Genomic DNA, 26,751 nt, shown 5'->3' with positions numbered 1-26,751 from the left:
CGTCAAGGAGCGGCGCCGCAGCGGCGCGAACAATCCGGCCATCCACCACCCGGAGCCGCGCAATGGACCGACTGACCCGACTGATGCATCAACACCATGGCCACTGCGACGAGGTCTTCGCCGCCGCCGAGGCCGCCGCCCGCAGCGCCGACTGGCCGTCCTGCGCCGACAGCTTCGCGCGCTTTCGCGCCGACCTGCTGGGCCACCTCGACGTGGAAGAGGGGCGCATCTTCCCGGCCTTCGAGCGGCAGACCGGCAATGCCGGCGGGCCGACGCGGGTGATGCGCTCGGAGCACGACGAAATGCGCGAACTGCTGAGCTGGCTGGACGATGCGCTGGCGGCACGCGATGCCGACGCCTTCGGCGATGCCACCGAGACCCTGCTGATCCTGATGCAGCAGCACAACATGAAGGAGGAGAACATCCTCTACCCGATGTGCGACCAGGTGCTCGGCGGCGACGCGGCTGCCTTCGGTGCCCTCATGGGCGAGGTCGAGCAGGCGCTGGCGGAGGTGTCCCATGGCTGACGATGTTCCGCCGCGCGTGATCGACGCCCGCGACCTGCAGCCGCCGGGGCCGATGGAGCTGACCCTGGAGGCGCTGGACACGCTGCCGCGCGACGAAACGCTGCAGCTCTGGCTCAACCGCGAGCCCTTTCCGCTCTACAACATCCTGAAGAACAACGGTTTCGCCTACCGCGTCGAGTACTGCGAGGACGACGGCCGCTTCATCATCCACATCCGCCACGCCGGTACATGACGGCCGCTGCGGGCAGTCGGGAGGAGGGCGACTGATGGCCACCGATATGTCCTTCGAGCAGGCTCCGCCGCTGTCGGTGCCGCTGCGCTTCTTCTTCACCGCACCGCTGTTCGCCATCGCCGCCGGCCTGCTGCTGGCGCTGCGCGGCGAGGCGGTGTTCGCCAGCCGGTGGACGCCGGAGGCGCTCGCCGCCACCCATCTGCTCACCGCCGGGATGATGTTGCAGATCATGCTGGGCGCGCTGTTCCAGGTGCTGCCGGTGGCGGCCGGTGCCAACGTCTGGCAGCCGCGCATCCTCGCCGGGCTGGTGCACCTGGCGCTCAGCCTCGGCGGCGGCGCGCTCGCCGCCGGCTTCCTGCTGGGCGACGCGGTGTTCTTCCATGCCGCCCTGTCGCTGCTCGGTCTCGCCATCCTCGCGCTCTTTCTCGGTGTTTCCGTCGGCCTGTGGCGCACCGCGGCGCTCGGCGCCACGGTGTGGGGCTTGCGTGGCGCGATGGTGGCGCTGGTGGTGACGGTGGGCTTGGGGTTCGCGCTGGCGCTGGCGCGCAGCGGCGACATCGCGCCGGACTGGCTGGCGTTGTCGGTGCTGCATCAGGCCTGGGGCCTGGGCGGCTGGGGCGGTCTGCTGCTGGCGGCGGTGGCTTGGTTGGTGGTGCCGATGTTCCTGCTCACGCCGGCTTACCCGGTGCGCTTCACGCGTGGCCTGCTGATCGGCATGGTCGTCCTGCTGGTGGCCGGCAGCCTGGCCTGGGCGTTCGGGTGGGCCTGGACGGACGCCGCGCTTGCGCTCGGCCTTGCGCTGGCTGCGGCTGCTTTCGCGTGGGCGACGCTGGCGCTGCAGCGGCGTCGCCGGCGCAAGGTGACCGATGCCTGCTTCCGCTTCTGGCGGCTGGCGATGGTGGCGCTGGCCGCCGCCGCGGCCCTGCTGGCGGCAAGCGTCGCGGGGGTGGATCTCGGTGCCGGCCTGCCGCTGCTGCTCGGCGTGCTGGTGCTGGCAGGCGCCTTCCTGTCGGTGATGCTGGGCATGCTCTACAAGATCGTGCCCTTCATCCTGTGGCTGCATCTGCGCCGCAGCGTCAGCCGTCCGCCGGCCATGACCAGGCTGGTGACCGAGGCGCGCCAGCTGCTGCACTACCGCCTGCATCTGTCCGGCCTGCTGGCGATGATCGTCGCGCTGGCGTGGTCGCCGGCGGCGCTGGCGGCGGGGCTGCTGCTGGCCGCATCGGGCGGATTGCTGCTGGCCAATCTCGGCGGCGCGCTGCGCGCCTATCTGGCCGCGCTGCCGGCGCCGCTGGACACGCCGCTGTAGCCGCGTTCAGCCCTCGTGGGCGCGCAGGCGGCGCAGGTCGTGCAGGGTGATGCGTTTGCCCGCCACGGTGATCAGGCCGCTTTCGGCGAGGTCGTGGAAGATGCGCGACAGGGTTTCCGGGGTGAGGTTGAGACGCGAGGCGATCACCTGCTTGCTGGTCGGCAGGTCGATGCGGCATTCGCCGGCATTGATGTCTTCCGGCGTTTGCTGCAGCAGGTAGCCGATGACGCGTTGCATGCTGGAGCGCAGGGTGTAGGTCTCGACATCGCGCACCAGGCTGTGCAGCCGGATCGACAAGCCCGCCAGCAGCTTGCGGGCGAAGCGCGGGTTGTCGTCGAGCTGGCCGAGGATGGCATCGTGGCCGATGGCGAGCAGGGTGGTGTCGACCAGGGCCTCGGCGAACACCGGATAGGGCCGCTCCATGAACATCACCGCTTCGCCGAAGCTCTGGCCGGCGCCGATGACCTCGACCACTTTCTCGTTGCCGGCAGCCGACGAGAAGGCGAGCTTGATCTGGCCGCGCAGCACGCAGAAGAAACCGCGCGGCATGTCGCCGCGCTGGAACAGCACGTCGCCCCGCGTCAGTGTGCGTTCGCGGCTCTGGCGGGCGATGCTTGCGATATCCTCGTCGCCGAGTTCGGAAAACAGCGGCACCTGGCGCAGTTGCGCGATCAGGGCGGGGGAGGCGTTGGGGAGGTCTCCGGCCATGGGGGCAAGCCTGTTGTGGGTATGCCCTGATTCTAGCCCATCGCGGCCGCGGCCCGCCCGCGGCGGTGCCGCACACCGGGAGAACAGTCGAATGTACATGGCAATCAAGCACATCCATCTGGCCTGCGTTGTGTTGAGCGGCCTCGGTTTCCTGCTGCGTGGGCTATGGGTGCTGATGCGCGGCGGCCTGCCGCAATGGCTGCCGGTCCGGGTGCTGCCCCACGTGGTGGACACCCTGTTGCTGGTAAGCGCGATCACGCTGGCGGCGATGAGCGGCCAGTACCCGCCGCATTCGGCCTGGATTACGGCGAAGATCGTCGGGCTGCTGGTGTATATCGGGCTGGGCACGGTGGCGCTGAAGCGCGGGCGCACGCGGGGGGTACGGGCGGTGGCGTTTGTCGGGGCGCTGGCGGTGTTTGCGTGGATCGTGTCGGTGGCGCTGACGCGGAACTCGGCGGGGTATCTGGCAGCGGTGGTGGGGTAGGGCGAGGTTCTATTCCCTCCCCTTCAAGGGGGCGGAGGCGGGGTTTCGCAGAGCACTGCTCTGCGCCGCCGTAGCGGCGGAGCGAAGCGCAGACTGCCGGGCTGGCCCGTTTGCTCCCTCCCCTTCAAGGGGAGGGCTGGGGTGGGGATGGGGTTGAACTCAGCGCCGTAGGACGTCCAATTCCTGCCGGAGCGGTGGCCGGGGCGGAGCGGCGCCACAGTCCGCGGGGCTCTAACCCCATCCCCACCCTAACCCTCCCCTTGAAGGGGAGGGGGCAAACGGGCCAGCCCGCCTAAAGGGGAGGGAAGACAACCTCACTCCCCCGCCCGCCTTCCCCGAAACCCGCTCGGCGATTCCCCCGTCCACTCCCGAAACGCCCGTGCAAAGCTCTTCTCGTTGCGAAACCCCACCGCCAGCGCAATCTGCTTCACCGGTCGGGTGCTGCGGTTGAGCAGTTCGATGGCGCGTTCGCGGCGCGCCTCGTCCTTCAATTGCTGCAATGACGCGCCTTCTTCCTGCAACTGGCGGTGCAGGGTGCGGGCGGAGAGATGCAGATGCGCGGCGACGCCCTCGGCGGTGAGCGATTCGCCGCCTTCCCGGGTGAGCGTGCGCAGCAGCTCGCGCACCCGCTGCACCAGCAGGCGGTCGCGGCGGTATTGCAGCACGGTGAGCGGCAGCGCGCGTTGCAGCATGGTGCGCAGCGCGCGTTCGTCGCGGCGGATCGGCAGCGTCAGGTATTGCGCATCGAAGCGGATGCCGGCGCACTCGGCGTCGAACGCCACCGGCCCGGCGAACAGCAACGGGTACACCGCGTGGTGCTCCGGCCGCGGATACGGGAAGTGCGCCGCCTGCAGCGGAATGCGCGAATCCACCGCCCAGCAGGCGTAGCCGAGCAGGTAGCGCAGCAGGGTGACGCAGCAGAATTCGCGCATGCCGGCGGTGAGCGCGGGCGGCTCCAGCCGCCGTTCCAGCGTGATCGTCGCGGCGCTTTTGGTGACCTTGAGGTGCAGTAGCACGTCGTCGGTCAGCAGGCGGTGGTGGCGGCACCAGCGCTTGATCGCCACGCCCAGGTCGGGTGCGCCGAGCGAGGCGCGGCACAGCATGCCGTAGCTGCCCCACGGCAAGCGGCGCGAGAACCAGCCCAGCGCTTCGTCGTCGAGTTCCTGCATCGCCACCGCGGACATGATCTCCAACTGCAGCGCGGTGACGTGGGCGCCGTCGTCGGCCAGCTGCGGCGGCGTGATCTGTGCCAGCCGCAGCGCCGTGGCCGGATCGGTGCCGTAGCCTCGGTAGGCATCGACGATGGCGCGGATGAAGGCAATGGGCGTGGCGGCGGTGCCGCGCGTCGGATCGACGCCGGGGCCGACCGGCAGGGTGAGGGCGGGCGCGGGCGGGGCTTTCATGGTTGGCGCGATGCTAGCCGAGGCGGCAGGATTTGCAACCATCTTGGCGCGCGTTGCGCCGGCCGCTGGATTACGCTCGGATCATCCGGCCTGCCGTGCCTTCGCCGCGGCCGGCCTACATACAGAACGAGGAGACACGCGATGAACATTCCCAGCCTGGACTTCAACCTCGGCGAAACCGTCGAGGCCCTGCGCGACACGGTGAAGCGCTTTGCCGACGAGGAAATCGCGCCGCGCGCCGCCGCCATCGACCAGAACAACGAATTCCCCGCCGACCTGTGGAAGAAGCTCGGCGACCTCGGCCTGCACGGCATGACGGTGGAAGAGGAATACGGCGGCAGCGCGATGGGCTACCTGGCCCACATCATCGCGCTCGAAGAAGTGTCGCGTGCCTCCGCTTCGGTGGGCCTCTCGTACGGCGCCCACTCCAACCTGTGCGTCAACCAGATCCGCCGCAACGGCAACGCGGCGCAGAAGCAGAAATACCTGCCCAAGCTGATCTCCGGCGAGCACGTCGGCGCGCTGGCGATGAGCGAGCCCAACGCCGGTTCCGACGTGGTCAGCATGAAGCTGCGCGCCGACAGGAAGGGCGACCGCTACGTGCTCAACGGCAGCAAGATGTGGATCACCAACGGCGGCGACGCCGACACCCTGGTGGTCTATGCCAAGACCGACATCAACGCCGGCCCCAAGGGCATGACCGCCTTCATCATCGAGAAGGGGATGAAGGGCTTCTCCCACGGCACCCACCTCGACAAGCTCGGCATGCGCGGCTCCAACACCTTCCCGCTGTTCTTCGATGACGTCGAAGTGCCGGAAGAGAACGTGCTGGGCGGCATCGGCAACGGCGTGAAGGTGCTGATGAGCGGGCTGGACTACGAACGCGCGGTGCTGTGCGGTGGCCCGCTCGGCATCATGGCCGCCTGCATGGACGTGGTGGTGCCCTACCTGCACGAACGCAAGCAGTTCGGCCAGAGCATCGGCGAATTCCAGCTGATGCAAGGCAAGCTTGCCGACATGTACTCCACCTGGATGGCGACCCGCGCCTACGTGTACGCCGTGGGCCAGGCCTGCGACCGCAGCGACCACGCCCGCACGCTGCGCAAGGACGCCGCCGGCGCGATTCTGTATTCGGCGGAAAAAGCGACCTGGATGGCGGGCGAAGCAATCCAGACGCTGGGCGGCGTCGGCTATACCAATGAATATTCCACCGGCCGGCTGTGGCGCGATGCCAAGCTCTATGAAATTGGCGCCGGCACGAGCGAAATCCGCCGGATGCTGATCGGGCGGGAATTGTTTGCCGAAACGATGTAAAACCCCAGCCTGGCCGGTCGAGCAATTCGCCCGATCGGCCAGCGCTGGAAATGAAAAACCGGATTATTCGCGGGCTTGAATCAGCCCATGCACACCGGACAGGCGGTGGAAGCCGAATACCAGTAGTGCGCGGCTTCCTGCAGCGGTGCATAGGTGTTGTTGCGCACGCCTATGAAATGCAGCTTCTCTTTGGCGGGCAGGGACGGGCAGTTGGCCCGGTGAACCATATGCTCGTCTTTGTCGTTGCCGCTCTTTTCAACATAGAACTCATTCATGTCGGTCTCACCTGTTGGATGAAGGAAGGTCATCTATTGCAGCCATGACCGCGACGCTGGAACAGCCTTGTCGGTTGTCGTGCGCTTGTTGTTTTTTTTGCGCCGCATCCGACAGGGGCGCTTGGGTTTTTCCAAGCTGAATCGCGGTCAGTTGGAATAGGCGCAAGATCTGTTCCTGAATATCCAGGGTCAATATGAATGAAATTTCATTGAATTGACGGGCCGGGTAAAGCGCTATTGGATTTTTAGGTAAACGAAGAATAAGAAATGACCGTCCAAGGCGACGCTCCGGTGGGCGCTGGCTTGCCCCTTCGAAGCGAAGACTCCCGGGCAGACCTGTCTTTCTCCCTCCCCTTCAAGGGGGCGTAGGCGGAGTTTCGCAGAGCACAGCTCTGCGCCGCCGGAGCGGCGGAGCGAAGCGGAGACTACCGGGTTGGGGTGGGGATGGGGTCAATCGCAGCGCCGCTTCAACCCCATTCCCGTCCTAGCCAGTAGTCTTGGCTCCGCAGGCGTCGAACAGTGCTCGCCGAAGCCTCTGCTCCGCCCCCTTTGAAGGGGGGCAAAGCGGACTCCGAACATTCCTTCCCCCAAAACCCTCAGTGCCTCGAATACACCCCCACCCGATTCCCCTCACTATCCACAAACAAGGCAATAAACCCGATCTCCTCCCCGATCGAAGTCTTCTCCATCGCCACCTCGCCACCCGCCGCCTTCACCCGCTCCAGCACCAGGTTCAGATCCTCCCCGCCATTCAGATACACCAGCGTGCCGTTGTCGCGCGGAGCCAGCTGCGGCATCTGCACCAGCGCGCCCGACGGCTGCGGCTCCGCATACGGAAAGATCGCCATCGGGTGCCCACCGCAAACCTCGCGGCGCAGCGTCACCGCAAACACGCTTTCGTAAAAGCGCACCGCGCGCTCGATATCCACGGTGGGCAGCTCGAACCAGCAAATCGGGTTGTTCATGTCAGGGCTCCTGAAAGGTCTCCGCCGCGAAATGCAGCAGACAGGTGCATTGTCGGCACCCCCTCCTGACAACGTGGTGTCAGCAGACCCGGCGGCCACACCACGCCAGCGTGCTAAGGTGAGCCGTCCGTCATCCCCGTAGCCCAACAGCCCCCCATGCGCCCCGCCGACCGCCTGTTTCAGATCATCCTCATGCTGCGCAACGGCCGCGTCATCACCGCGCGGGCGCTGGCCGAAGCCCTGGAAGTTTCCGAGCGCACCATCTACCGCGACATCGCTGACCTCATCGGCTCCGGCGCGCCCATCGATGGCGAAGCCGGCGTCGGCTACCGCCTGCGCCGCGGCTACCAGGTGCCGCCGCTGATGTTCACCGGCGACGAACTCGAAGCCCTCGTCATCGGCGCCAAGCTCGTCCAGTCCTACGCCGACCCCGCCCTCGGCAAAGCCGCCGCCCAGGCCATGGCCCGCATCGAAGCCGTGCTGCCGCGCGCGCTGGAAGAACGCATCGCCGGCAGCGAAATGCGCTTCTGCGCCCCCGCCTTCATGCAACCGGAACCGCTGCGCGAACCGATGACGCTGCTGCGCACCGGCATGGAAAAAGGCCAGAAGGTGCAGGTGCGCTACCGTAGGGAAGACGGCGAGGTTTCCGAACGCACGCTATGGCCGCTGGGGCTGGTGTTCTGGGGGCACTGCTGGACGCTGGGGGCGTGGTGCGAACTGCGGCAGGGGTTCCGGACGTTTCGGGTGGATAGGATCGAGGCGGTGGAATTGGGTGTCGAGCGCTTCGATGACCGGTATGGGCATTTGTGGGGGAAGTATCTGGCGGAGGCGCGGGGGGATTGCTGAGGCGGTTGAGTCTATCGCTTGAAACCGACCTCCCGCCAGCTGAGCACGGCGCGGTCTTCCAGATAGCGCCGCATCTCGTCCCACGGAGTCGTCTGCCCGGATTCGACGATACGGGCATAGCGCTGCTCGGCTTCCGCATCCAGGCCCGCGCGCGCTTCGGCCTGCGCGGCCTTTCCCGCAATCGCCTCCAGGAAGAAATTGCGGGAGATTGTTCCCGCACGCTTGGCTGCCTCGGCGACGCGGGCCTTGAGTTCATCGGCAGGCGGATGGCCGTGGTGCTCATGGAGGACGCTCCGGTCGTTTGGCCTGCGGTGCAACGTAGCACTGCTGTGCTACATGGGGAGAGGAACGAGCGGGTGGGTGTAGCGCCGCTCCACCCGTCCATCTGGCACACGGGGACGTGCGCCATCGATGCTAGGCCAGCGCGACTCGCCTGACGGGTTTGGCGGCTGAGCACGAGTGGAATATGCGTCATGGGCGGGTTGTTTTTCCCGGAAGACGTGGCTTTCGCTATGCAGTGTGAAATTTCTTATACGTCATGCGTCGGGTTTATACGTCAAACTGACGTCTACAACACGTTGGGCAGCACAAGAGACAAGGCCTTAAACGCTTACATAGAATTCATAAAGCATAGGTAATCGCAGATCATGGCAACCACTCCGCAAGTCACATTTCTTGAGCAGAACGCGCCTATCGACGAGTATGGCCGAGCGTTGTACGCGGTCGCAAGATCGATAATCCGTGCCTTACTCGACTCCTTGAGCGCTGAAGACCTTCTTGATCTCAATACGGAAATCAAGAAGGTCCGCATGCGGCAGCTCGCAAAGGTTGTCCGGCTTGAGCGAGACAAGGGCATGCGCGGTGATGGCTTCGAATGGGCAGTACATGAGGCTGTATCTGGCGGCGAGCCGAAAGTACTGGAACCTATTCACACCGCGCTGCGAAGGGCCTCTTCCTTTGTAAAGGATGCTGCCCCGCGCTCGTTATTGTTTGGTCACGAACGTGCTCGGTACCTTGGATTCCTTGACGCGGTAGTCGAGGAAGCTGGAAATGATGCTTTTCTTCTTCCTGAGGGGAGCGGTCGACCTTTCAGATTCGGTCCATGGGTGCAGGTCGCTGCCAAAGGTCAAGCGGCGGAAGCCGAGTTGAATGAGCGCATCCAGCAGATATGGAAGACAGATCTCTTCCTGTCTGCCGAAGGTGACACGCGCCACTTTGCAGCAACTGTTAAGTCCAACGTTGCCCAGTTGGAAGGCGGCCGTGGCTTACGCTTGGGAATCGTTCCAGAATCAACCCAATATGCGAATCATGCTGGAGTCAAGTACGACCGAAGCAAGGGCCTCTGGGTCGTGTCTCTCGCAGATCCGAATGGCTTTATGGGCCTCTTCAACGACGCATACCATGCCGTCGCACGAGCGATGTGCACCCTAGGCAAACAACCGACTCCGCCCTACTACACCAAGCCGAGCGCGAAGGCGCAGAAAGTCCAAGAGCAAATCGAAAAATATCCCGACGCGACAGTGTTTGACATAGAGGGGGCGCTCAATGAGGCGGCACAGCAATCACTGATTGTTGAGACGCACCGTTTGATCAGCGTCAATGCTCCAGATTGGCTTCACATAAAGCAAAAAGCGCCTAAGGTGTTCTCCCCAAAGCCGAAGTTCCACAAACTCACGTGAGCGTGGCCCAACAAGCGCTTGCAGCCGACCGGCTACTCGCTGCGCTCGCTGCCGTCGGCTGACGCTTCACGTTGGGCCTCAGAGGCAACATGACCGACTCGGCCGCTCTCGACTACATCAGCGAGTTCTATCTCTCTTCGCGAGACTTCAACGGTGTGCCAGTCCGGACGCTTAGAAAGCACCTCGGACTCGACATGCTCGCTACAAGTGAATTGCTTGAGAGATTGGTCAAGTCCGAAGAAGTCGATCTGCTTTTTGGCAACGTTCACCCGAACCCTCACATCAAGGCGTTCTCCCACATTACTCATGAGCAGCAGCTTGAGTTCCTGAAGGAATTGGGCCTCACTGACTCTGTCTGTGTGTATCCGGGAAAGAAGCACCTAGCAAAGCTTCCCTTAGCTTCACGATTCGAAGGTCGCCCATTCGACTTGGAGCTCGCGCGGGGCTATGGACAGTTGGAGCACCGCGCATTTGATCTCTCCGTTCTAGAACATTATCGGAACGACCCACGGTACTACTACGAAACCGACTTTATCAACGGCTCCATTTCGATTAAGGATGAGTACTTCGAAAACCAGTCGATGCCAAAGCACGACCAAGTGCTCCTGCAATCCTTTGGCTTTGCATACGACAAAGATCTGAACCGCGCAGTCGCGGTATTTCTGCGCTACTTGGCAGATCTGAGTCCAGAGCATCAGCGTGTGTGGCACGCCAAGATGCTTTCTGGCGACTACAAACTCCACCCTGACTATTATCGCAACAGCATTCTCGGTGATTGGGGCACCAGAATCTCGATATTCGAGGCGTTCACACTGGAACTGAAGGTCATTAACCAAATGGCCGCGCTAATTGGAAAGCCAGCGCTCTTCCGAAATGTGTTTCAGTCCGAGAGACCGAAGGAATTTGGATTCCTGCTTCGCCCAACGCTTGCAGAGTTCAATGCCTTTATTTTGCTACTGGACAAGATGTTGTCGGACAATATCGACAAGGCGTTCTTCGAGAACGATGTACGTCTTGAAGAGGATAAGACGCGATCCGATGGAAAAATTGAGGTAAGGCAAAAAGGCACTCTCGCATTGTTGGAGGAGTGGCTCCGCAAGTACTTTCGTCCGGCAGACCCGGAGCCCTTCGAAAGTATGTTCAAGGCATTCCGAACCGTTCGCCGTCTGCGGCAGAAGCCAGCCCATGCCGTGAATGAGAACCTCTTTGACCTGACCTACTTCAAGGAACAGCGCAAGATCATGATCGACGCCTACGACGCGCTCCGTACGCTGCGCCTCGTTCTTGCGAACCATCCCAAGGTTCGTCGGAGTCCGCCCGAGATTCAAGAGCACTTGGCGAAGGGCGAGATATGGGACATCTGAGGCCCAACCCATCCATCAACACGGGCGCTGCGCGATGAAGTCGCGCAGCGCCGGTTATGTCAGACGTTAGAGCGCGCTACCGAGTCTATGGGCTACCGTCGTAATCGTCGAAAACGCTCCTCCTCTAGTGGTGCGTTGGCCGACACCGCGTACATTGCCAATCGTCTTTCTTGGCAAGGCGCTGCGGTTTTTGGTGTTGTTCTCTTTGTGATTTTCTACTGGGCACTGCCTGCTTGGATCAATCACCAACTGTCCTCGCTTCAAAGCAATATGTTCCGGCCAATGATTGAGGCAGTCTTTGCTCGCCGCGTGCATTGGGTTCAGTGGCTTGGTATTGCGTTCGCACTTATCTGTGCTTTCTTCGCCGTTCGCAATTACCTTGCATGCCAAAGGCTTGGCGCCTACGGGGAACGCAATGTCAGTTTCTTCAGTCGGCTATTTGCACGGTGGCTAGATTAGTGATCGTTAAGCCCGCTCGCTCTAACCTCTCATTCCACCGGACCTGATAGTTCCTACGGTTTTGTGGACACTCTGAACCAACCATTCAGGAGTGTTTGCGATGGGAAAGCCAGGGCCGAGAACGGTCTATCGATATAGTGCGAATTTCAAGGCAACGGCTGTACGGCTAAGTCGGTTACCTGGGGTGATGGTGAGTGACGTTGCTGCGTCGTTGTGCATTCATCCGTTTATGCTTTCGAAGTGGCGTAAGCAAGCGCGCGAGGGGCTTATCCTGACCAAGGAGATCGACATCGATAAGGATGTGGCGGCCGAGCTCAAGGAATTGCGTAAGCTCAAGAAGGATTTCGAGCGTCTGAAGGTGGAGCACGACCATTTAAAAAAAGCCATCGCGTTCACTTCCGCTCGAAAGGGGACGTCTTCGCCTTCATCGAGCACTGCCAGGAAACGTTCCCGGTGAGAATCATGTGCCGTATCCTGAACGTCAGTCCATCTGGCTACTACGCATGGCGTCGGCGCCCGCTCAGTGCCCGAGCGGCAGAGGACGCTCGCCTGCTTGAACAAATCGAATCGGCCCATCGGGCGAGTCGGGAAACCTATGGCAGCCCGCGGGTGCATGCCGCCTTGAAAGCTCAAGGTGAAGCAGTCGGCAAGCGACGCGTCGAGCGCTTGATGCGTGAGCACGGTGTGCGGGCTTGTTCTGCCAAGCTCTATCGACGTATGCCTGGTCTTACCCAGTTCTTCGATAGCGTCGAGAGCAAAGCACATCAGGTCAAGGAGGAACGTCCAGATCAGGTCTGGGTCGGCGACGTGACTTACCTGAAGGTCAAGGATCAGTGGCGTTATCTGGCCACCGTGATGGATCGCCATTCCCGCCGCCTGATCGGCTGGTCACTCGGTTCAGAGAAGACTGCAGCGCTGACCCGGCGAGCACTGGCGTCCGCGGTGCGGACGCGCAGGCCGCAACCGGGCGTTCTTTTCCATAGTGATCGCGGTGTCGAATTTCTGGCAGCCGATTTCAAGCGCTGTCTGCAGCGTGCGGGTATCGATCAATCCGTTAATCGGCCCCGGCGCATGACGGACAATGCGCACATGGAGTCTTGGAACAAGACCATGAAATCCGATATGTATCACCGCTACCGTTTCAATTCCGACTACGAACTGCAGCGCGCCATTCGCGATTACGTGGATTTCTACAATCATCGGCGACTACACTCAGCACTCGGCTATCGGTCGCCTGCAGATTTCGAGCGTCAATTCACATGACTAGCGGGTGTCCACTTTTTCGCAGAAACTCTCTCGTCAAAATGCTACGCATTTTGCCGTCCGCTGAAGCTTTACGTTAGGCCAGCATCGTTTATGGCGATCGTTGAAATATGGGCGTTCTGATCTTCAAGGGCATGAGCATCGGGATACTACCCGGCGACTTCGTGATCTCGATGGACGAGTCTGGGCAGTCGGCGTCCAAGCTCGTCCTTTCAACAGCCTACAACGTCATTCCGCTTTGGTTGAGAATTGCCAGAGATAGACTGAATGACGCCAAGCGCGCGTCAGAGGATATTGCTTCGAATTGGGACGACGACGCCGATCACCAAAAGTCCATGCTTATTGCCGAATTAGCCCCTTCAATGGAAGTCGTTGTTGCCTGCGGCATTGCTCTTGATTCGCTCTATGACATGCTACGTCCGTACGCTAAGCTTTCCGAATCGGACATCAATAGGTGGAAGGCAAACAGAACGGGGCGCGGCGCTCAGATTTTTGAAGTATTCAGGCGCGTACTGAAGCCGGAGAACAAGCACGTTAAGGAGTTCAAGAAGGCCATCACTGACATCATTAAGTTCCGCGACATGGCCGTGCACCCGACTCTAGAACTCAAGAACGCGCTTTCCCGTCCCGATCTTGACGTGGCAGTTGACTGGAAGTTTTCCGCCTATAGGTTCTCGAATGCGTGGGCATGCTTCAACACTACAACGCAGGTGCTCTTGTTTGCGCATCAACGAGAGCACTTGGACCAAAGGCTTGTCGTGGCTTTCAAGAGCATATTCGAAGCACTTGAAGAACTCGGCGTTGTGAGGACAAATGCCTAACACAGCAATCAACCCCGCTCCCTTCGGTCGCTGGACGGGCAAAAGCTGCGCTTTTCCCCGCCGGTTATTTCTACGTTCGGCCTCAAGGAGGAATCGTGCAGCACGCAGGTAGAACTTGGGCGTACTCATACCGAAAGCTCTTTGACCTGTGCTCAGAGAAAGAACTGGCGAAGGTCGCTAGCCGCATTTCAGTGCAATACGCAAAATTGACGAAGGATTGGACATGCGAAAGAAACTCCGAATGGTCGTGCCGAATGTACTTCACGACCAAGATGATCCTCAATGCAACCGTTCTTCTCAATAGCCTCGAATTTGCGCGCACCTCCGGGCTTCGCGCGGCCAATCCATACTTTGAGTACTACGCCGCACTGTCCCTATTACGCGGCCTCGTCTATACGATTCCTACAGAGGACTGGAACTCTGGCGAGTTGATGGCAATCTCGCACACTCGTGCCATCAATGTGGCATTTGATTGGGTCGCAAAGTTCAATAAGTCGCTGGCGGCAGAGATGAAGAAAACTGCTTTGCAGCTCAAGGCACAGCGCGAGCTGATCGCTTACAAGGCTCCCGCCAGTGGCGACAAGAACCTCGGGGAGAATTACGATCTGACTGACTTTCTGACCATCCTTGCGGAAGTCGCCGAATTCAACTCGGAACTACTAGAGGGTTCAATAACCAAGAATGCTGACCCAGCGTCCTTCGAAGTGCTTGACGAACACATTCACCAGATCGCAACGGTTGAGGTTGAAGGATTTACCTTCTCAGATAACGAAGACTACTGGCGCCTCGGTTATGTGCAACGTAAGACACGAAGGCCATATCACTTAGGGTTGTTCATGCACCCCGGCCAGTCTGAGGACTTCATTGGCGCCTGGGACGGAGATGAAGACGCTGGCGAAGCATTTTCTAATGGCGCCCCATCCAACTGGCAAGCAATCTTTGATGTGCCATGAGGCCGAACCCATCATTCCACCGGACCTTGCGCATAAAGCCGCGCAAGGTCCGGTGAATTCAAACGTTGGGCGTCACCAGTCCAGTCAGCGATACGTTTTCACAAGGCGGAGAAACATGACACAACTACCATCTGAAGCAGGCAACTTCGCTAGTGGCGCCTTCGAGCCGGATGATGATTGGCTCGCTTCTGCTCCAAAGGAACTTCAAATCGCTGCCATGCGGCGGTGGTTTCTTGATCGCTACGAAGATCCCGCGAACGAAACGCCTTGGGATGGTGAAGACAAAGAGTACGTATTTGTCTGGGGTGGCCCATACGACCCGAATGACGAAATCCAGAGCCGCTTTGGTGGCATCGTTGAGTTCGACACGATGTGGGAACTGATCGAAGAGCTTTGGCGTGAAGTTGGGGATAAATGGGCTCCTATCGAACACGAAGGCATCGACTACGACGACTACGTAAGCCATCTAGTGGTCATTGACCGTAGTGACCCCAATCGCTTTTTGGAAGAACGCATTGCTGAAATATTTGCGGTGTTAGACGCCGCTGTACTGGACGGCGCCAACAACCGACTTCTTCATCAAATGGCGCATAGTTCTCTGATTGCGGCGCTTGAGGCGTATTTGGCAGATACGGTGTCCTTCTGGGTCGAAAAGGACGAGCGTGCCCTGCGGCGTTTTGTGAATACCAACAAAGATTTTCAGGCGCGGTCACTCACCGTAGCTGAACTCTTCGAAAGACTTGAAAACCTTACGGGCGAGGTCAAGACATACCTTGCTGACTTTGTCTGGCACAGGCTAGACAAGGTTAAACCCATGCTAGCTAGTGGCTTAGAGATTAAAGTTCCCGAGATCGGCGACCTGATGAAAGAGATCATAGTCCGCCACGACATCGTGCATCGTGCTGGGCGCAGAGCCGACGGCACCCTCGTCGAACTCTCAACCGAAGATCTGTCTCGCGTACGCGAGGCCATCAAACAATTCTCCAATGGAATCGAGGAAGAACTTGCTCGTCGCTTTCCGGTGCAATTGGATTCTGTTGCTCAGGACATGTTCTAGCATGCGTGCGGCGACGCCCAACCCTGCGTTCGAGCGGACCTGCGCGAAAAGCCGCGCAGGCCGCTCAACTCCACGTTATGCGTCACCAGCCTGCGTCGTGCTCGACGGTGGATGGCTTTCAATTCGAACTATGCGGTAGGTGAAACATGAGTAGCTGTTGTTCATCATCAGCCAGTGATAGCGCGCATCCGAATAAAGGCCGTTGCCCTGGCAACGGGTTGGAGTATTCAGAGGTTTCGGCGACAACCATCGCGCATCACATCAAGGAACCGTGGGCCTGGGTGCCGTCTGCCAAGCACTACTACTTTTGCGATGCCGCTGATTGCGACGTTGCCTATTTCGGTGATGACAATTCGGTTGTTTTAAAGTCGCAGTTACGCACTCGCGTTGGAGTGAAAGAGCGAGGCGAGCACGATTTGTTGTGCTATTGCTTTGGTGTCAGTCGCGCGGATTTTGAGCGCAATCCGACTACAAGAGAATTCGTGATAGCCCAAACAAGGGCCGGAGCGTGTTCCTGTGAAACCAGTAACCCATCAGGGCGCTGCTGTCTGAAAGACTTTCCCAAGTCGTCAAAGCCAGGCGGCAGTCTTGGGTAACGGGCAAACATTGCGGGCCGTAGAAGTGCCGCATAACCCTGGGGCACGCGGACCTGCCGAACACCCGCCTTGGTTTTCATCAATCTTCTGGATGGCCGGTGCCGGCATGGAATCTGCCCGCGAAGCGCCAATCGGTACAAGCGGCTGCTGGAGAGCCGGCAGCGTGATCGGCGTCCTGTCGGGTGGGTGTGACCCGCTTTGCGATGATGAGCGATCAGTCCCGGCCCCAGGGTGAGGAGCAAGGGCGATTCGGTCAGGCGGGGATGGCGAAGGCGGTACCTTCGAACCTCTTGTTCGGGCGAGGCTGTGGATTGCCGTAGGCGGCGTGGTCGCGCAGCACGGAGTGCGGATGCGGGCGAGCGTGTTGGCCAGCGTGCAGACGGGCCTGTTTTGATTGGTGCGGCGCTGCACTCAGTCGCCTAGGTGCGCAGGCCGTCCAGGGGCTCGCGTTGCGGGCCAGCGCGCTGAGTTCGCGTTCCAGTTGCGCGTTGCGTTGTTCGAGCACGCGGATCTTCCCGATTGATGGGCCGTGGAAGCTCTATTGCCCGCTGCACAATGTCGAGAGACTGGAACGCCGCGGGTATGCACAATCGCAGGATCGGACCGTGGAGCAGGTCACAAACCACGCGGGACGAACGTGTGACGGACTCAGGCCGGGTCTGACCCACATATGATGAACATGACATCGTCGCCTGTTGCCGCGACCGAGAGCCTGCCCGGAAGCGGGTTTTTCGATATCGTCGTTAGGCGCCACATCACGAGAGGTTTCTGCCATGCGCTACGTAGTCGCAGCCTTCGCACTTCTCACAAGCTCTACGTATGCCCAGGAGCAGGCCCCGGTGGCCGTGTCAGCCGCGGTGCTGGCGTATGCCCGGTCACAGGGCGACTACGATCAGCCCAAGTTTCGTCACGCAAGCGTTGATCTTAACGGTGACCGCGATCCGGATGCCGTTGTGCTCTTGCTTGGCCCGAATTGGTGCGGATCGGGTGGCTGTACCTTTTTGGTTCTCCAGGGCCGCGAGGGCACATTCGCATACCGAAGTTCCACGAGCGTCACGCTCGAACCGATCAGGCAGGCAAACGAGCTAAGGCACGGCTGGCACTCGCTCATTGTCCATTCACGAGGCCGCGGAGAAGTCTTGCTCCGTTTCGACGGCAACACGTACCCGAGCAATCCATCTCGGCAGCCTGTGGCAAGCAAGCGCCAGCTCGCATCAGCCAAGATCCTCATCGAATAGCAACTCGGGAACGGTACGCCGAGCTGCAAAATGGTGCCCAGCCCCTCGCTCGACTCGCTGGCGCATTTTGCAACCCCCTTGTCCCCCCTTATCCCCCCCAAAGGTCTAGTCTTCCCCCATCCGTAAGCGGACGCGGCCACCCGCATCCGTAAGCGGCGGTTCCCGCACCCTGATGCAGGTTCCGCCGCGCAAACCAACAAGGGACGGGGAGACATGAGCACCATCAAGTCCAGCATCAACACCCGCGCGGCGGATTTCCAGGCCAATGCCGCCAGCCTGCGCGGGCTGGTCGAGGATCTGCGCGCCAAGGCGGCCGAGGTGTCGCTTGGCGGCGGCGAGTCGGCGCGGGCCAAGCACACCGCGCGCGGCAAGCTGCTGCCGCGCGACCGCGTCGATCATCTGCTCGATCCGGGCACGCCTTTCCTCGAAGTCGGCCAACTCGCCGCGCACGGCATGTACGACAACGAGGCGCCCTCGGCCGGGGTGATCACCGGCATTGGCCGGGTGCAGGGCGTGGAGTGCATGATCGTGGCCAACGATGCCACGGTGAAGGGCGGCACCTATTACCCGATGACGGTGAAGAAGCACCTGCGGGCGCAGGAGATCGCCGAGCAGAACAACCTGCCCTGCGTCTATCTGGTGGATTCGGGCGGCGCCTTCCTGCCGCGTCAGGACGAGGTGTTTCCGGACCGCGACCACTTCGGCCGCATCTTCTACAACCAGGCCAACATGTCGGCCAAGGGCATTCCGCAGATCGCGGTGGTGATGGGCTCCTGCACCGCCGGCGGCGCCTATGTGCCGGCGATGTCTGACGAGACGGTCATCGTCAAGAATCAGGGCACCATCTTCCTCGGCGGCCCGCCGCTGGTGAAGGCGGCCACCGGCGAGGTGGTGAGCGCGGAAGACCTGGGCGGCGGCGACGTGCATACGCGGCTCTCGGGCGTGGCCGATCACCTGGCGGAAAATGATGCCCACGCGCTGTATCTGGCGCGGCGGATCGTCTCCAATCTGAATCGCAGCAAACCCGTGAATCTGGCGCTGGGGCAGGGCGAAGAGCCGCTGTACGACCCGGAAGAGATCTACGGGATCATCCCCACCGACACCCGCAAGCCCTTCGACGTGCGCGAGATCATCGCCCGCGTGGTCGATGGCTCGCGCTTCGACGAATTCAAGGCGCGCTACGGCACCACCCTGGTGTGCGGCTTCGCCCAGCTCTACGGCTACCCGGTGGGCATCGTCGCCAACAACGGCATCCTGTTCGGCGAATCGGCGCAGAAGGGCGCGCACTTCATCGAGCTGTGCGGCCAGCGCGGCATTCCGCTGCTGTTCCTGCAGAACATCACCGGCTTCATGGTCGGCCGTAAGTACGAGAACGGCGGCATCGCCAAGGACGGCGCCAAGATGGTGACCGCGGTGGCCACCGTGCAGGTGCCCAAGATCACCACGCTGATCGGCGGTTCGTTCGGCGCCGGCAACTACGGCATGTGCGGCCGTGCCTATTCGCCGCGCTTCCTGTGGATGTGGCCCAACGCGCGGATTTCGGTGATGGGCGGCGAGCAGGCGGCGAGCGTGCTCGCCACCGTGCGCCGCGACGGCATCGAGGCCAAGGGCGGCAGCTGGAGCAAGGACGACGAAGACGCCTTCAAGTCGCCGATCCGCGAGCAGTACGAAGTGCAGGGCCATCCCTACTACGCCACCGCGCGCATGTGGGACGACGGCGTGGTCGACCCGGCGCAGACGCGCCGCATCCTCGGCCTGTCGCTGTCGGCGGCCTTGAACGCGCCGATCCAGCCGACCAAGTTCGGCGTGTTCCGGATGTAAGGGGAGGCGACATGTACGAAACCCTGGAAATCCTGCGCGACGGCGGCGTCGCCACCGCGTGGATGAACCGCCCCGAGGTGCACAACGCCTTCAACGCGCAGCTCATCGCCGACCTCACCGCCGCCTTCCGCGCGCTGGATGCGGACGAGACCGTGCGCGCGGTGGTGCTGGCCGGGCGCGGCAAGAGCTTTTCCGCCGGCGCCGACCTCAACTGGATGAAGGCCGCCGGCGCGGCCAGCGTGGAAGAGAACCTCGCCGACGCGCGCAAGCTCGCCGGCATGCTGCGGGTGATCGCCGAGATGACCAAGCCGACCATCGCCCGCGTGCACGGCGCGGCGTTGGGCGGCGGCATGGGGCTGGCGTCGGCCTGCGACATCTGCGTGGCGGGTGACAAGGCGCTGTTCGCGACCTCGGAGGTGCGCTTCGGCATCATCCCCTCGGCGATCAGCCCCTATGTGATCCGCGCCATCGGCGAACGCCAGGCTTATCGCTACTTCCAGACGGCGGAGCGGATTTCCGCTGTGCGCGCGGTGGAGCTGGGCTTGGCGCATGAGCTGGCCGAGGGCGACGCGCTGGATGCCAAGGTGGCGGAGATTGTAGGTGCGCTGCTGCAGGGCGGGCCGAAGTCGCAGGCGGCGGCGAAGGATCTGATCCGCGCGGTGGCGAACCGGCCAGTGGGGGATGAGGTAGTGGAGAACACCGCGCGGCGGATCGCGGAACTGCGGGCAACGCCGGAGGCGCGGGAAGGGCTGGATGCCTTCCTCTCCAAGCGGCCGGCGGCCTGGGTGCCGCAGGCCTGATCGGACCGCAAGCACGGGGCCGCGATGGAAAGCCTCGGCGATCTCGGTGCCGCCCTCGGCGGGCTCACCCCGCTGCTGGATTGGCGCGAACTGCCGCTGGACCTCGCCTCGCTGGCAGCGCTGGCGGCAGGGCTAGGCTGGGCCAGCGGGCTGCGGCTGTACGCGCTGGTGTTCGCGCTCGGGGCGCTGGGCCGCTTCGGCGGCGTGCAGCTGCCGGGCGGGCTGGAGGTGCTGACGCATCCGCTGGTGCTGGGGCTGTCCGGCCTGATGCTGGTGACCGAGTTCTTCGCCGACAAGCTGCCCTGGCTGGATTCGCTGTGGGACGCGGTGCACACCTTCATCCGCATTCCCGCCGGCGCGGCGCTGGCGGCGGCGGTGATGGGCGACCAGAGCGGGGCGATGCAGGTGGCGGCGGCGCTGGCCGGCGGCACCCTGGCGGCCGGCACCCACTTCGCCAAGGCGGGCGCGCGGGCGGCGATCAACACCTCGCCCGAGCCGGTGAGCAACGTCGCCACTTCGCTGGGTGAGGATGCGCTGTTCGCCGGTGGCCTGTGGACGCTGCTGCACTACCCGCTGTGGTTTCTCGGCGGTCTGGCGGTTTTCGTGCTGGTCGCGCTGGTGCTGATCGTGGCGCTGTGGCGCTTCATCCGGCGGATCTTCCGGCGCAGGCCGGCGACGACTTGACGACCCAAACACCCAAACGACGCATACGACGAACAAAAGAGAGCGTGGAGACGACATGTTCAACAAGATCCTGATCGCCAACCGGGGCGAGATCGCGTGCAGGGTGATCAAGACCGCCCGCCGCATGGGCATCAAGACGGTGGCGGTGTATTCCGAGGCGGACGCCAACGCCCGCCATGTGCGGCTCGCCGACGAGGCGGTGCTGATCGGGCCGGCGGCGGCGCGCGAGAGCTATCTCGTGATCGACCGCATCATCGCCGCGGCCAAGGCCACCGGCGCGCAGGCCATCCATCCCGGCTACGGCTTCCTGTCGGAAAACGAGGACTTCTGCGAGGCCTGCGAACGCGAGGGCATCGTCTTCATCGGCCCGCCGGTGTCGGCGATCCGCGCGATGGGCTCCAAGTCCGAGGCCAAGAAGCTGATGGAGGCGGCAGGTGTGCCGCTCACCCCCGGCTACCACGGCGACAATCAGGAGCCGGCGCTGCTGCACGCGCAGGCGGAGCTCATCGGCTACCCGGTGCTGATCAAGGCCGCGGCCGGCGGTGGCGGCAAGGGCATGCGGCTGGTCGAGCGAGGCGAGGACTTCATCGACGCGCTGGCCTCGTGCAAGCGCGAGGCGATCTCCAGCTTCGGCGACGACCATGTGCTGGTGGAGAAGTACATCACCCGCCCGCGCCATATCGAGATCCAGGTGTTCGGCGACAGCCACGGCAACTGCGTGTATCTGTTCGAACGCGACTGCTCGGTGCAGCGCCGCCACCAGAAGGTGCTGGAAGAAGCGCCCGCGCCCGGCATGACGGCCGAACGCCGCGCGGCGATGGGCAAGGCGGCGGTGGAGGCGGCGCGGGCGGTGGGCTACGTCGGCGCCGGCACGGTGGAGTTCATCGCCAACCAGGACGGCAGCTTCTACTTCATGGAGATGAACACCCGGCTGCAGGTGGAGCATCCGGTCACCGAGATGATCACCGGGCTGGATCTGGTCGAATGGCAGCTGCGCGTGGCGTCGGGCGAAAAGCTGCCGCTGGCGCAGGAGCAGCTGCAGATCCGCGGCCACGCGCTGGAAGCGCGGATCTACGCCGAAGACCCCGCCAAGGGTTTCCTGCCTTCCACCGGCAAGCTGGTGCATCTGGCGCCGCCGGCCGAAGGCCTGCATGTGCGCGTGGATACCGGCGTGGAGGAGGGCGACGAGATCAGCCCGCACTACGACCCGATGATTGCCAAGCTCATCGTCTGGGATATCAATCGCGACCGCGCCTTGGCCCGCATGCTGCAGGCGCTGGCGGATTACCGGGTGGTGGGCGTCGCCAACAACATCGAATTCCTGTCGCGCCTCACCGCCTGCCCGGCCTTCGCCACCGCCGACCTCGACACCGGCCTGATCGAGCGCGAACGCGCCTATCTCTTCCCCGAAGGCGACACGATTCCCGCCGAAGTCTGGCGGGTCGCCGCGCTCGCCGAACTGCTGCGCGACCGCCGCTATGGTGAAGACAAGGCGCAGCGCGGCCGCGATCCGCTGTCGCCCTGGCATGCGCGCGACGGCTGGCGGATGAACGCCTCGGCGCGTCGCAACCTGGTGTTCCGCGCCGGCGAAGCGCAGCAGACGGTGAGCGTGTCCTACCGCGCCAACGGCTTTGCGCTGACGGTGGACGGCAACACGGTGTCCGCCCGCGGCGAACTCAACCCGCGCGGCCTGCTGCACGTCGATTTCGATGGCGCCCGCATGGATGCCACCGTGATCGCCGCCGGCGAAAAGCGCCACATCTTCCTGCACGGCCGCAGCTGGCAGCTGGCGAGTGTCGATCCGCTGCACCACGCGGGCGAAGGCGGCGGAGCGGAAGGCGGCCTGCTGGCACCGATGCCGGGCAAGGTGATCGCGCTGCTCGCCGAAGCCGGCGCCAAGGTGGAGAAGGGCGCACCGCTGCTGATCCTGGAGGCGATGAAGATGGAACACACGATCACCGCGCCGGCGACGGGGACGGTGAAGGCGTTCAGGTTCGCGGTGGGGGATCAGGTGGGGGACGGGGCGGAGTTGGTGGAGTTCGAGGTGGCGGGGTAAGAGCGGGCGCTCGGAGGCTAGCGGGTTTTGCCTCCTCTCCGTCACGGAGGTGAAACAGGGGGGCGGCAAGCACCTGTGGCACCGGATGAGTAATGAACTGGAGAGCGCAGAAGGGGTTGGGGAATGCGCAACGCAGGGGCCGTCGGCGGTTTGCCCCCTCCCCTTCAAGGGGAGGGCTGGGGTGGGGATGGGGTAAACACGCCGCTTGCCGCCCCCACGAAACGCTGTAGATTCGTGACGTTGTCATTATTCGCGTGCCCCACAATGCAAGGACGCAACACCCCGACCAAGAACTTCGCCCGCAACCTGCGCCGCAACTCCACCGACGCTGAACGAGTGCTCTGGCGGCATCTGCGTGGTGGTCAGTTCGGCGCGAAGTTCCGCCGCCAGCATCCTTTCGCGGACTACGTGCTCGATTTCGTATGCCTTGAACTGAAGCTGGTGGTGGAACTCGATGGCGGGCAGCATGCCGAGCGCGTCGCGTATGACGATGCGCGTACCGCGATGCTGCGGACGGCGGGCTTCGATGTAATTCGCTTCTGGAACAGCGAGGTATTTCAGGAGCCGGACGCGGTGGTGGAGCGGTTGCGGTTGGTGATCGAGGGGCGGCGACCGTTGTTCGAAGCCCGCGGCTGACCCCATCCCCACCCTAGCCCTCCCCTTGAAGGGGAGGGGACTCAAACCGCCGCGTTCGGAAACGGCGATACGACAACCATGAGCCGGCGACAGAAACCGGCCACCTCACATACGAGGAAGAGAGGAGACAACATGACCACCCCGAGCTACGTCCACGGCGCGTCCGAAAAGCCCCTCATCGGCCAGACCATAGGCCGCTACTTCGACGAAGCCTGCGCTCGCCATGCCGAGCGTGAAGCCCTCGTCGTCCGCCACCAGAACGTCCGCCTCACCTACGCCGAACTCAAGCACAGGGTCGATGCGCTGGCCTGCGGGCTGATGCGGCTCGGGCTGCAGCCGGGCGAGCGCATCGGCATCTGGTCGCAGAACCGGCTGGAATGGACGCTGACGCAGTTCGCCAGCGCCAAGGCGGGGCTGGTGCTGGTCAATATCAACCCGGCGTATCGGCGCAGCGAGCTGGAATACGCGCTGAACAAGGTCGGTTGCCGCGCGCTGATCCTGTCGCCGGCGTTCAAGAGCAGCGATTACCTGGAAATGCTCGCCGACCTCGCGCCCGAACTTGCTCACTGCGAACCCGGCCTGCTGCGCGCCCACAAACTGCCGACGCTGGAGATGGTGATCCGCATGGGCGCGGAAAAAACGCCCGGCATGCTCAATTTTGACGACCTGCTCGCGCCGCCCACGCGCGACGAACTCACCGCGCTGGCGCTGCTCGGCGAGAAGCTGCAGTTCGACGAGCCGATCAACATCCAGTTCACCTCCGGCACCACCGGCAATCCCAAGGGCGCCACGCTGTCGCACCACAACATCCTCAACAACGGCTTTTTCGTCGGCGAGGCGATCCGGCTGGTGGCGGGGGACCGCGTCTGCATTCCGGTGCCGCTCTACCACTGCTTCGGCATGGTGATGGGCAATCTCGGCTGCCTCACCCACGGCGCGACGATGGTGTATCCGGCCGAGGCCTTCGAGCCGCAGGCGGTGCTGAAGACGCTGGCGGAGGAACGCTGCACCGCCGCCTACGGCGTGCCGACCATGTTCATCGCGGTGCTGGACCACCCGGACTTCGCCGCCGCGGATCTGTCCGCGCTGCGCACCGGCATCATGGCCGGCAGCCCCTGCCCGATCGAGGTGATGAAGCGGGTGGTCGACAAGATGCACATGAAGGAAGTGACCATCGCCTACGGCATGACCGAGACCTCGCCGGTGAGCTTCCAGAGCGGCACCGACGATCCGCTGGAACGGCGCGTGTCCACCGTCGGCCGCATCCAGCCGCACTGCGAGGTCAAGATCATCGACAACGAAGGCCGCATCGTGCCGCGCGGCATGCCGGGCGAGTTGTGTACCCGCGGCTATTCGGTGATGCTCGGCTACTGGGACGACGAGGCCAAGACCAGGGAAGCGCTCGACGCCGCCGGCTGGATGCATACCGGCGACCTTGCGGTGATCGACGACGAGGGCTACTGCAACATCGTCGGCCGCATCAAGGACATGGTGATCCGCGGCGGCGAGAACATCTACCCGCGCGAGATCGAGGAATTCCTCTACCGCCATCCGCAGATCCTCGACGTGCAGGTAGTCGGCGTGCCCGACCAGAAATACGGCGAGGAACTGTGCGCCTGGATCATCCTGCGCGAAGGCGCGGAGCTCTCCGCCAACGACGTGCGCGCCTATTGCCAGGGCCAGATCGCGCACTACAAGATCCCGCGCTACATCAAGTTCGTGGACAGCTTCCCGATGACCGTGACCGGCAAGATCCAGAAATTCCAGATCCGCGAGCAGATGAAGCGCGAACTGGCGCTGGACGAAGCGAAGACCGCGTAAGGAGTTTGCGATGACCCTGCCCAAGACCGTCCGCGTCGTCGAGGTCGGCCCGCGCGACGGGCTGCAGAACGAGAAGCAGCTGGTGAGCGCCGACACCAAGGTGGAACTCATCCGCCGGCTGGAGGCCGCCGGCCTGAAGGCGATCGAGACCACCTCCTTCGTGTCGCCCAAGTGGGTACCGCAGATGGGCGACAACACCGAGGTGCTGACCCGCGTGCTGGCCGCGGCGAAGCCGGGTGTCGCCTACCCGGTGCTCACCCCCAACCTCAAGGGCTTCGAGGCGGCGCTCGCCGCCGGTGCCACCGAGGTAGCGGTGTTCGGGGCGGCGAGCGAGTCCTTCAGCCAGAAGAACATCAACTGCTCGATCGCCGAATCGCTGGAACGCTTCCGCCCGGTCACCGAGGCGGCGCGCGCGGCCGGGGTCAAGGTGCGCGGCTACGTCTCCTGCGTCGCCGGCTGCCCCTACGAGGGCCCGATCGCGCCGCAGGCGGTGGCCGATGTGGCCGCGACACTGCTGGAGATGGGCTGCTACGAGATCTCGCTCGGCGACACCATCGGCAGCGGCAACCCGGCGAGCATCGCCCGCATGCTGGAAGCGGTGATGAAGCGGGTGCCGGTGGCGCAACTCGCCGGCCATTACCACGACACTTACGGCATGGCGGTGGCCAACATCCACGCCTCGCTGCAGATGGGGGTGGCGGTGTTCGATGCGTCGGTCAGCGGGCTGGGCGGCTGTCCCTATGCCGCGGGGGCGTCGGGCAATGTCGCGACCGAGGATGTGGTGTGGATGCTGGATGGGCTGGGGGTGGAGACCGGCGTCGAACTGGCGGCGCTGGTGGATACCGCGGCGTGGATCAGCGCGCAGCTGGGGCGCGAGCCGGCGTCGAGGGTGGCGCGGGCGGTGCTGGCGAAGCGCGGGGCGAGTCATTGATTTTCCCCTCCCCTTCAAGGGGAGGGGAAAACCCAGCCCCCTACGGCACCACCGAATGCGCCCGCTTCAAACACCGCAGCGCAAACGTCGACCGGCTGTGCCGTATCCCCCGGATCTTGTACAGCTTCTGCCGCAGGAAGCGCTCATAGCCCTCGGTGCCCGACACCGCCACCTTTATCAGGTAGTCGTACTCGCCGGTCACGAGATAGGCCTCCATCACCTCGGGCAATTCCACCAGTGCGTCGCCGAAGGCCTGGAAGACCGCGTCGTCGTGGCGTTCCAGCTGCACTTCGATGATCACCGTGTCCGGCATGCCGAGCGCGCGCTGGTCCAGCACCGCGACGTAGTCGGTGATGATGCCCGCCGCTTCCAGCGCGCGCACCCGGTTCCAGCAGGGCGTCGGTGACAGGCCGACGCGCTCGGCCAGTTTCTGGTTGCTGATGCGGCCGTCGCTGCGCAGCTCGCGCAGGATCTTGCGGTCGATCTCGTCGAGCCGATCTTCTTTCATG

Annotated in this window: 28 protein-coding genes; 21 read left to right on the top strand and 7 right to left on the bottom strand. The window is 63.2% G+C overall.

Annotated features, from left to right (window positions below):
- Positions 1 to 62 precede the first annotated feature (62 nt).
- Genes CJ010_RS19135 through CJ010_RS19125 form a run of 3 tightly spaced genes read left to right on the top strand, consistent with a single transcriptional unit; the run spans position 63 to position 2,068 of the window.
- Positions 63 to 527: a hemerythrin domain-containing protein gene (locus tag CJ010_RS19135; RefSeq protein ID WP_141019526.1), complete on the top strand. Its 465-nt coding sequence runs from the start codon at positions 63 to 65 to the stop codon at positions 525 to 527.
- Positions 520 to 759: a DUF2249 domain-containing protein gene (locus tag CJ010_RS19130; RefSeq protein WP_141019525.1), complete on the top strand. Its 240-nt coding sequence runs from the start codon at positions 520 to 522 to the stop codon at positions 757 to 759. The genes CJ010_RS19135 and CJ010_RS19130 overlap by 8 nt, the downstream gene beginning before the upstream one ends.
- A 34-nt stretch (positions 760 to 793) precedes the next feature.
- Positions 794 to 2,068 (top strand): hypothetical protein, encoded by a 1,275-nt coding sequence (locus CJ010_RS19125; protein ID WP_141019524.1) that lies wholly within the window; start codon positions 794 to 796, stop codon positions 2,066 to 2,068.
- 6 nt (positions 2,069 to 2,074) lie between these two features.
- Here CJ010_RS19125 and CJ010_RS19120 read toward each other — a convergent pair whose 3' ends face one another.
- Positions 2,075 to 2,776 carry a Crp/Fnr family transcriptional regulator gene (locus tag CJ010_RS19120; RefSeq protein WP_141019523.1) on the bottom strand — a complete coding sequence of 234 codons (702 nt, stop codon included), beginning with the start codon at positions 2,774 to 2,776 and terminating at the stop codon, positions 2,075 to 2,077.
- Between the two features lie 91 nt (positions 2,777 to 2,867).
- On the opposite strand from CJ010_RS19120, the gene CJ010_RS19115 reads away from it, so the two are divergent.
- Positions 2,868 to 3,260 (top strand): SirB2 family protein, encoded by a 393-nt coding sequence (locus CJ010_RS19115; RefSeq protein ID WP_141019522.1) that lies wholly within the window; start codon positions 2,868 to 2,870, stop codon positions 3,258 to 3,260.
- 314 nt (positions 3,261 to 3,574) lie between these two features.
- On the opposite strand, the gene CJ010_RS19110 is transcribed toward CJ010_RS19115, so the two are convergent.
- Positions 3,575 to 4,663, bottom strand: a complete 1,089-nt coding sequence (locus CJ010_RS19110; RefSeq protein WP_141019521.1) for an AraC family transcriptional regulator — start codon at positions 4,661 to 4,663, stop codon at positions 3,575 to 3,577.
- Positions 4,664 to 4,804: 141 nt separating this feature from the next.
- Here CJ010_RS19110 and CJ010_RS19105 point away from each other — a divergent pair, with 141 nt between their 5' ends.
- Entirely contained in the window at positions 4,805 to 5,977 is a 1,173-nt protein-coding gene (locus CJ010_RS19105) for an isovaleryl-CoA dehydrogenase (protein WP_141019520.1), read from the top strand.
- A gap of 80 nt (positions 5,978 to 6,057) precedes the next feature.
- On the opposite strand, the gene CJ010_RS19100 is transcribed toward CJ010_RS19105, so the two are convergent.
- The 3 genes from CJ010_RS19100 to CJ010_RS19095 form a co-directional block, all read right to left on the bottom strand.
- A complete protein-coding gene (locus tag CJ010_RS19100) occupies positions 6,058 to 6,252 on the bottom strand; it encodes a hypothetical protein (RefSeq protein ID WP_141019519.1) in 195 nt (64 codons plus the stop codon).
- A 7-nt stretch (positions 6,253 to 6,259) separates the two neighbouring features.
- Positions 6,260 to 6,445: a hypothetical protein gene (locus CJ010_RS25210; protein ID WP_168224990.1), complete on the bottom strand. Its 186-nt coding sequence runs from the start codon at positions 6,443 to 6,445 to the stop codon at positions 6,260 to 6,262.
- 403 nt (positions 6,446 to 6,848) lie between these two features.
- On the bottom strand, positions 6,849 to 7,217 hold the full coding sequence (locus CJ010_RS19095) for a VOC family protein (protein ID WP_141019518.1): 369 nt from the start codon (positions 7,215 to 7,217) through the stop codon (positions 6,849 to 6,851).
- 156 nt (positions 7,218 to 7,373) lie between these two features.
- Between CJ010_RS19095 and CJ010_RS19090 the strand changes: the two genes are divergently transcribed.
- Positions 7,374 to 8,063 carry a YafY family protein gene (locus tag CJ010_RS19090; protein WP_141019517.1) on the top strand — a complete coding sequence of 230 codons (690 nt, stop codon included), beginning with the start codon at positions 7,374 to 7,376 and terminating at the stop codon, positions 8,061 to 8,063.
- An 11-nt stretch (positions 8,064 to 8,074) separates the two neighbouring features.
- Here the strand turns inward: CJ010_RS19090 and CJ010_RS19085 are convergent, their stop codons facing one another.
- A complete protein-coding gene (locus tag CJ010_RS19085) occupies positions 8,075 to 8,380 on the bottom strand; it encodes a hypothetical protein (protein WP_240794413.1) in 306 nt (101 codons plus the stop codon).
- Positions 8,381 to 8,710: 330 nt separating this feature from the next.
- On the opposite strand from CJ010_RS19085, the gene CJ010_RS19080 reads away from it, so the two are divergent.
- From CJ010_RS19080 to CJ010_RS19015, 15 genes are all read left to right on the top strand, one after another.
- Positions 8,711 to 9,742 carry a hypothetical protein gene (locus CJ010_RS19080; RefSeq protein WP_141019516.1) on the top strand — a complete coding sequence of 344 codons (1,032 nt, stop codon included), beginning with the start codon at positions 8,711 to 8,713 and terminating at the stop codon, positions 9,740 to 9,742.
- A gap of 89 nt (positions 9,743 to 9,831) precedes the next feature.
- On the top strand, positions 9,832 to 11,106 hold the full coding sequence (locus CJ010_RS19075) for an AAA family ATPase (RefSeq protein ID WP_141019515.1): 1,275 nt from the start codon (positions 9,832 to 9,834) through the stop codon (positions 11,104 to 11,106).
- A 646-nt stretch (positions 11,107 to 11,752) separates the two neighbouring features.
- Positions 11,753 to 12,022 carry a transposase gene (locus CJ010_RS19070; RefSeq protein ID WP_240794648.1) on the top strand — a complete coding sequence of 90 codons (270 nt, stop codon included), beginning with the start codon at positions 11,753 to 11,755 and terminating at the stop codon, positions 12,020 to 12,022.
- On the top strand, positions 11,992 to 12,828 hold the full coding sequence (locus CJ010_RS19065; protein ID WP_240794647.1) for an IS3 family transposase: 837 nt from the start codon (positions 11,992 to 11,994) through the stop codon (positions 12,826 to 12,828). The genes CJ010_RS19070 and CJ010_RS19065 overlap by 31 nt, the downstream gene beginning before the upstream one ends.
- Positions 12,829 to 12,938: 110 nt before the next feature.
- Positions 12,939 to 13,649: a hypothetical protein gene (locus CJ010_RS19060; RefSeq protein ID WP_141019512.1), complete on the top strand. Its 711-nt coding sequence runs from the start codon at positions 12,939 to 12,941 to the stop codon at positions 13,647 to 13,649.
- A 254-nt stretch (positions 13,650 to 13,903) separates the two neighbouring features.
- Complete coding sequence (locus CJ010_RS19055) at positions 13,904 to 14,602, top strand: hypothetical protein (protein ID WP_141019511.1); 699 nt, start codon at positions 13,904 to 13,906, stop codon at positions 14,600 to 14,602.
- Entirely contained in the window at positions 14,532 to 15,659 is a 1,128-nt protein-coding gene (locus CJ010_RS19050) for a hypothetical protein (protein WP_168224989.1), read from the top strand. The genes CJ010_RS19055 and CJ010_RS19050 overlap by 71 nt, the downstream gene beginning before the upstream one ends.
- Positions 15,660 to 15,805: 146 nt before the next feature.
- Positions 15,806 to 16,255: a hypothetical protein gene (locus tag CJ010_RS25740; RefSeq protein WP_168224988.1), complete on the top strand. Its 450-nt coding sequence runs from the start codon at positions 15,806 to 15,808 to the stop codon at positions 16,253 to 16,255.
- A gap of 1,451 nt (positions 16,256 to 17,706) precedes the next feature.
- The gene (locus CJ010_RS19045; RefSeq protein WP_141019509.1) at positions 17,707 to 19,314 is read left to right on the top strand and encodes a carboxyl transferase domain-containing protein; all 1,608 of its coding nucleotides are present in this window, start codon (positions 17,707 to 17,709) and stop codon (positions 19,312 to 19,314) included.
- A gap of 11 nt (positions 19,315 to 19,325) precedes the next feature.
- A complete protein-coding gene (locus CJ010_RS19040) occupies positions 19,326 to 20,114 on the top strand; it encodes an enoyl-CoA hydratase/isomerase family protein (RefSeq protein ID WP_141019508.1) in 789 nt (262 codons plus the stop codon).
- Positions 20,115 to 20,138: 24 nt separating this feature from the next.
- Positions 20,139 to 20,798 carry a DUF4126 domain-containing protein gene (locus CJ010_RS19035; RefSeq protein ID WP_141019507.1) on the top strand — a complete coding sequence of 220 codons (660 nt, stop codon included), beginning with the start codon at positions 20,139 to 20,141 and terminating at the stop codon, positions 20,796 to 20,798.
- A 55-nt stretch (positions 20,799 to 20,853) separates the two neighbouring features.
- On the top strand, positions 20,854 to 22,854 hold the full coding sequence (locus CJ010_RS19030; protein WP_141019506.1) for an acetyl/propionyl/methylcrotonyl-CoA carboxylase subunit alpha: 2,001 nt from the start codon (positions 20,854 to 20,856) through the stop codon (positions 22,852 to 22,854).
- A gap of 264 nt (positions 22,855 to 23,118) precedes the next feature.
- Entirely contained in the window at positions 23,119 to 23,490 is a 372-nt protein-coding gene (locus CJ010_RS19025) for an endonuclease domain-containing protein (protein WP_141019505.1), read from the top strand.
- Between the two features lie 132 nt (positions 23,491 to 23,622).
- On the top strand, positions 23,623 to 25,311 hold the full coding sequence (locus tag CJ010_RS19020; protein ID WP_141019504.1) for an AMP-binding protein: 1,689 nt from the start codon (positions 23,623 to 23,625) through the stop codon (positions 25,309 to 25,311).
- Between the two features lie 10 nt (positions 25,312 to 25,321).
- Positions 25,322 to 26,242, top strand: a complete 921-nt coding sequence (locus tag CJ010_RS19015) for a hydroxymethylglutaryl-CoA lyase (RefSeq protein WP_141019503.1) — start codon at positions 25,322 to 25,324, stop codon at positions 26,240 to 26,242.
- Between the two features lie 40 nt (positions 26,243 to 26,282).
- Here CJ010_RS19015 and CJ010_RS19010 read toward each other — a convergent pair whose 3' ends face one another.
- Positions 26,283 to 26,750: an Lrp/AsnC family transcriptional regulator gene (locus CJ010_RS19010; protein ID WP_141019502.1), complete on the bottom strand. Its 468-nt coding sequence runs from the start codon at positions 26,748 to 26,750 to the stop codon at positions 26,283 to 26,285.
- Position 26,751 lies beyond the last annotated feature (1 nt).

The sequence above is a fragment of the Azoarcus sp. DD4 genome, from assembly GCF_006496635.1.
Taxonomy (GTDB): domain Bacteria; phylum Pseudomonadota; class Gammaproteobacteria; order Burkholderiales; family Rhodocyclaceae; genus Azoarcus.
Note: the sequence above shows the minus strand (reverse complement) of the source record. Positions and strands in the feature narration are given on the sequence as shown.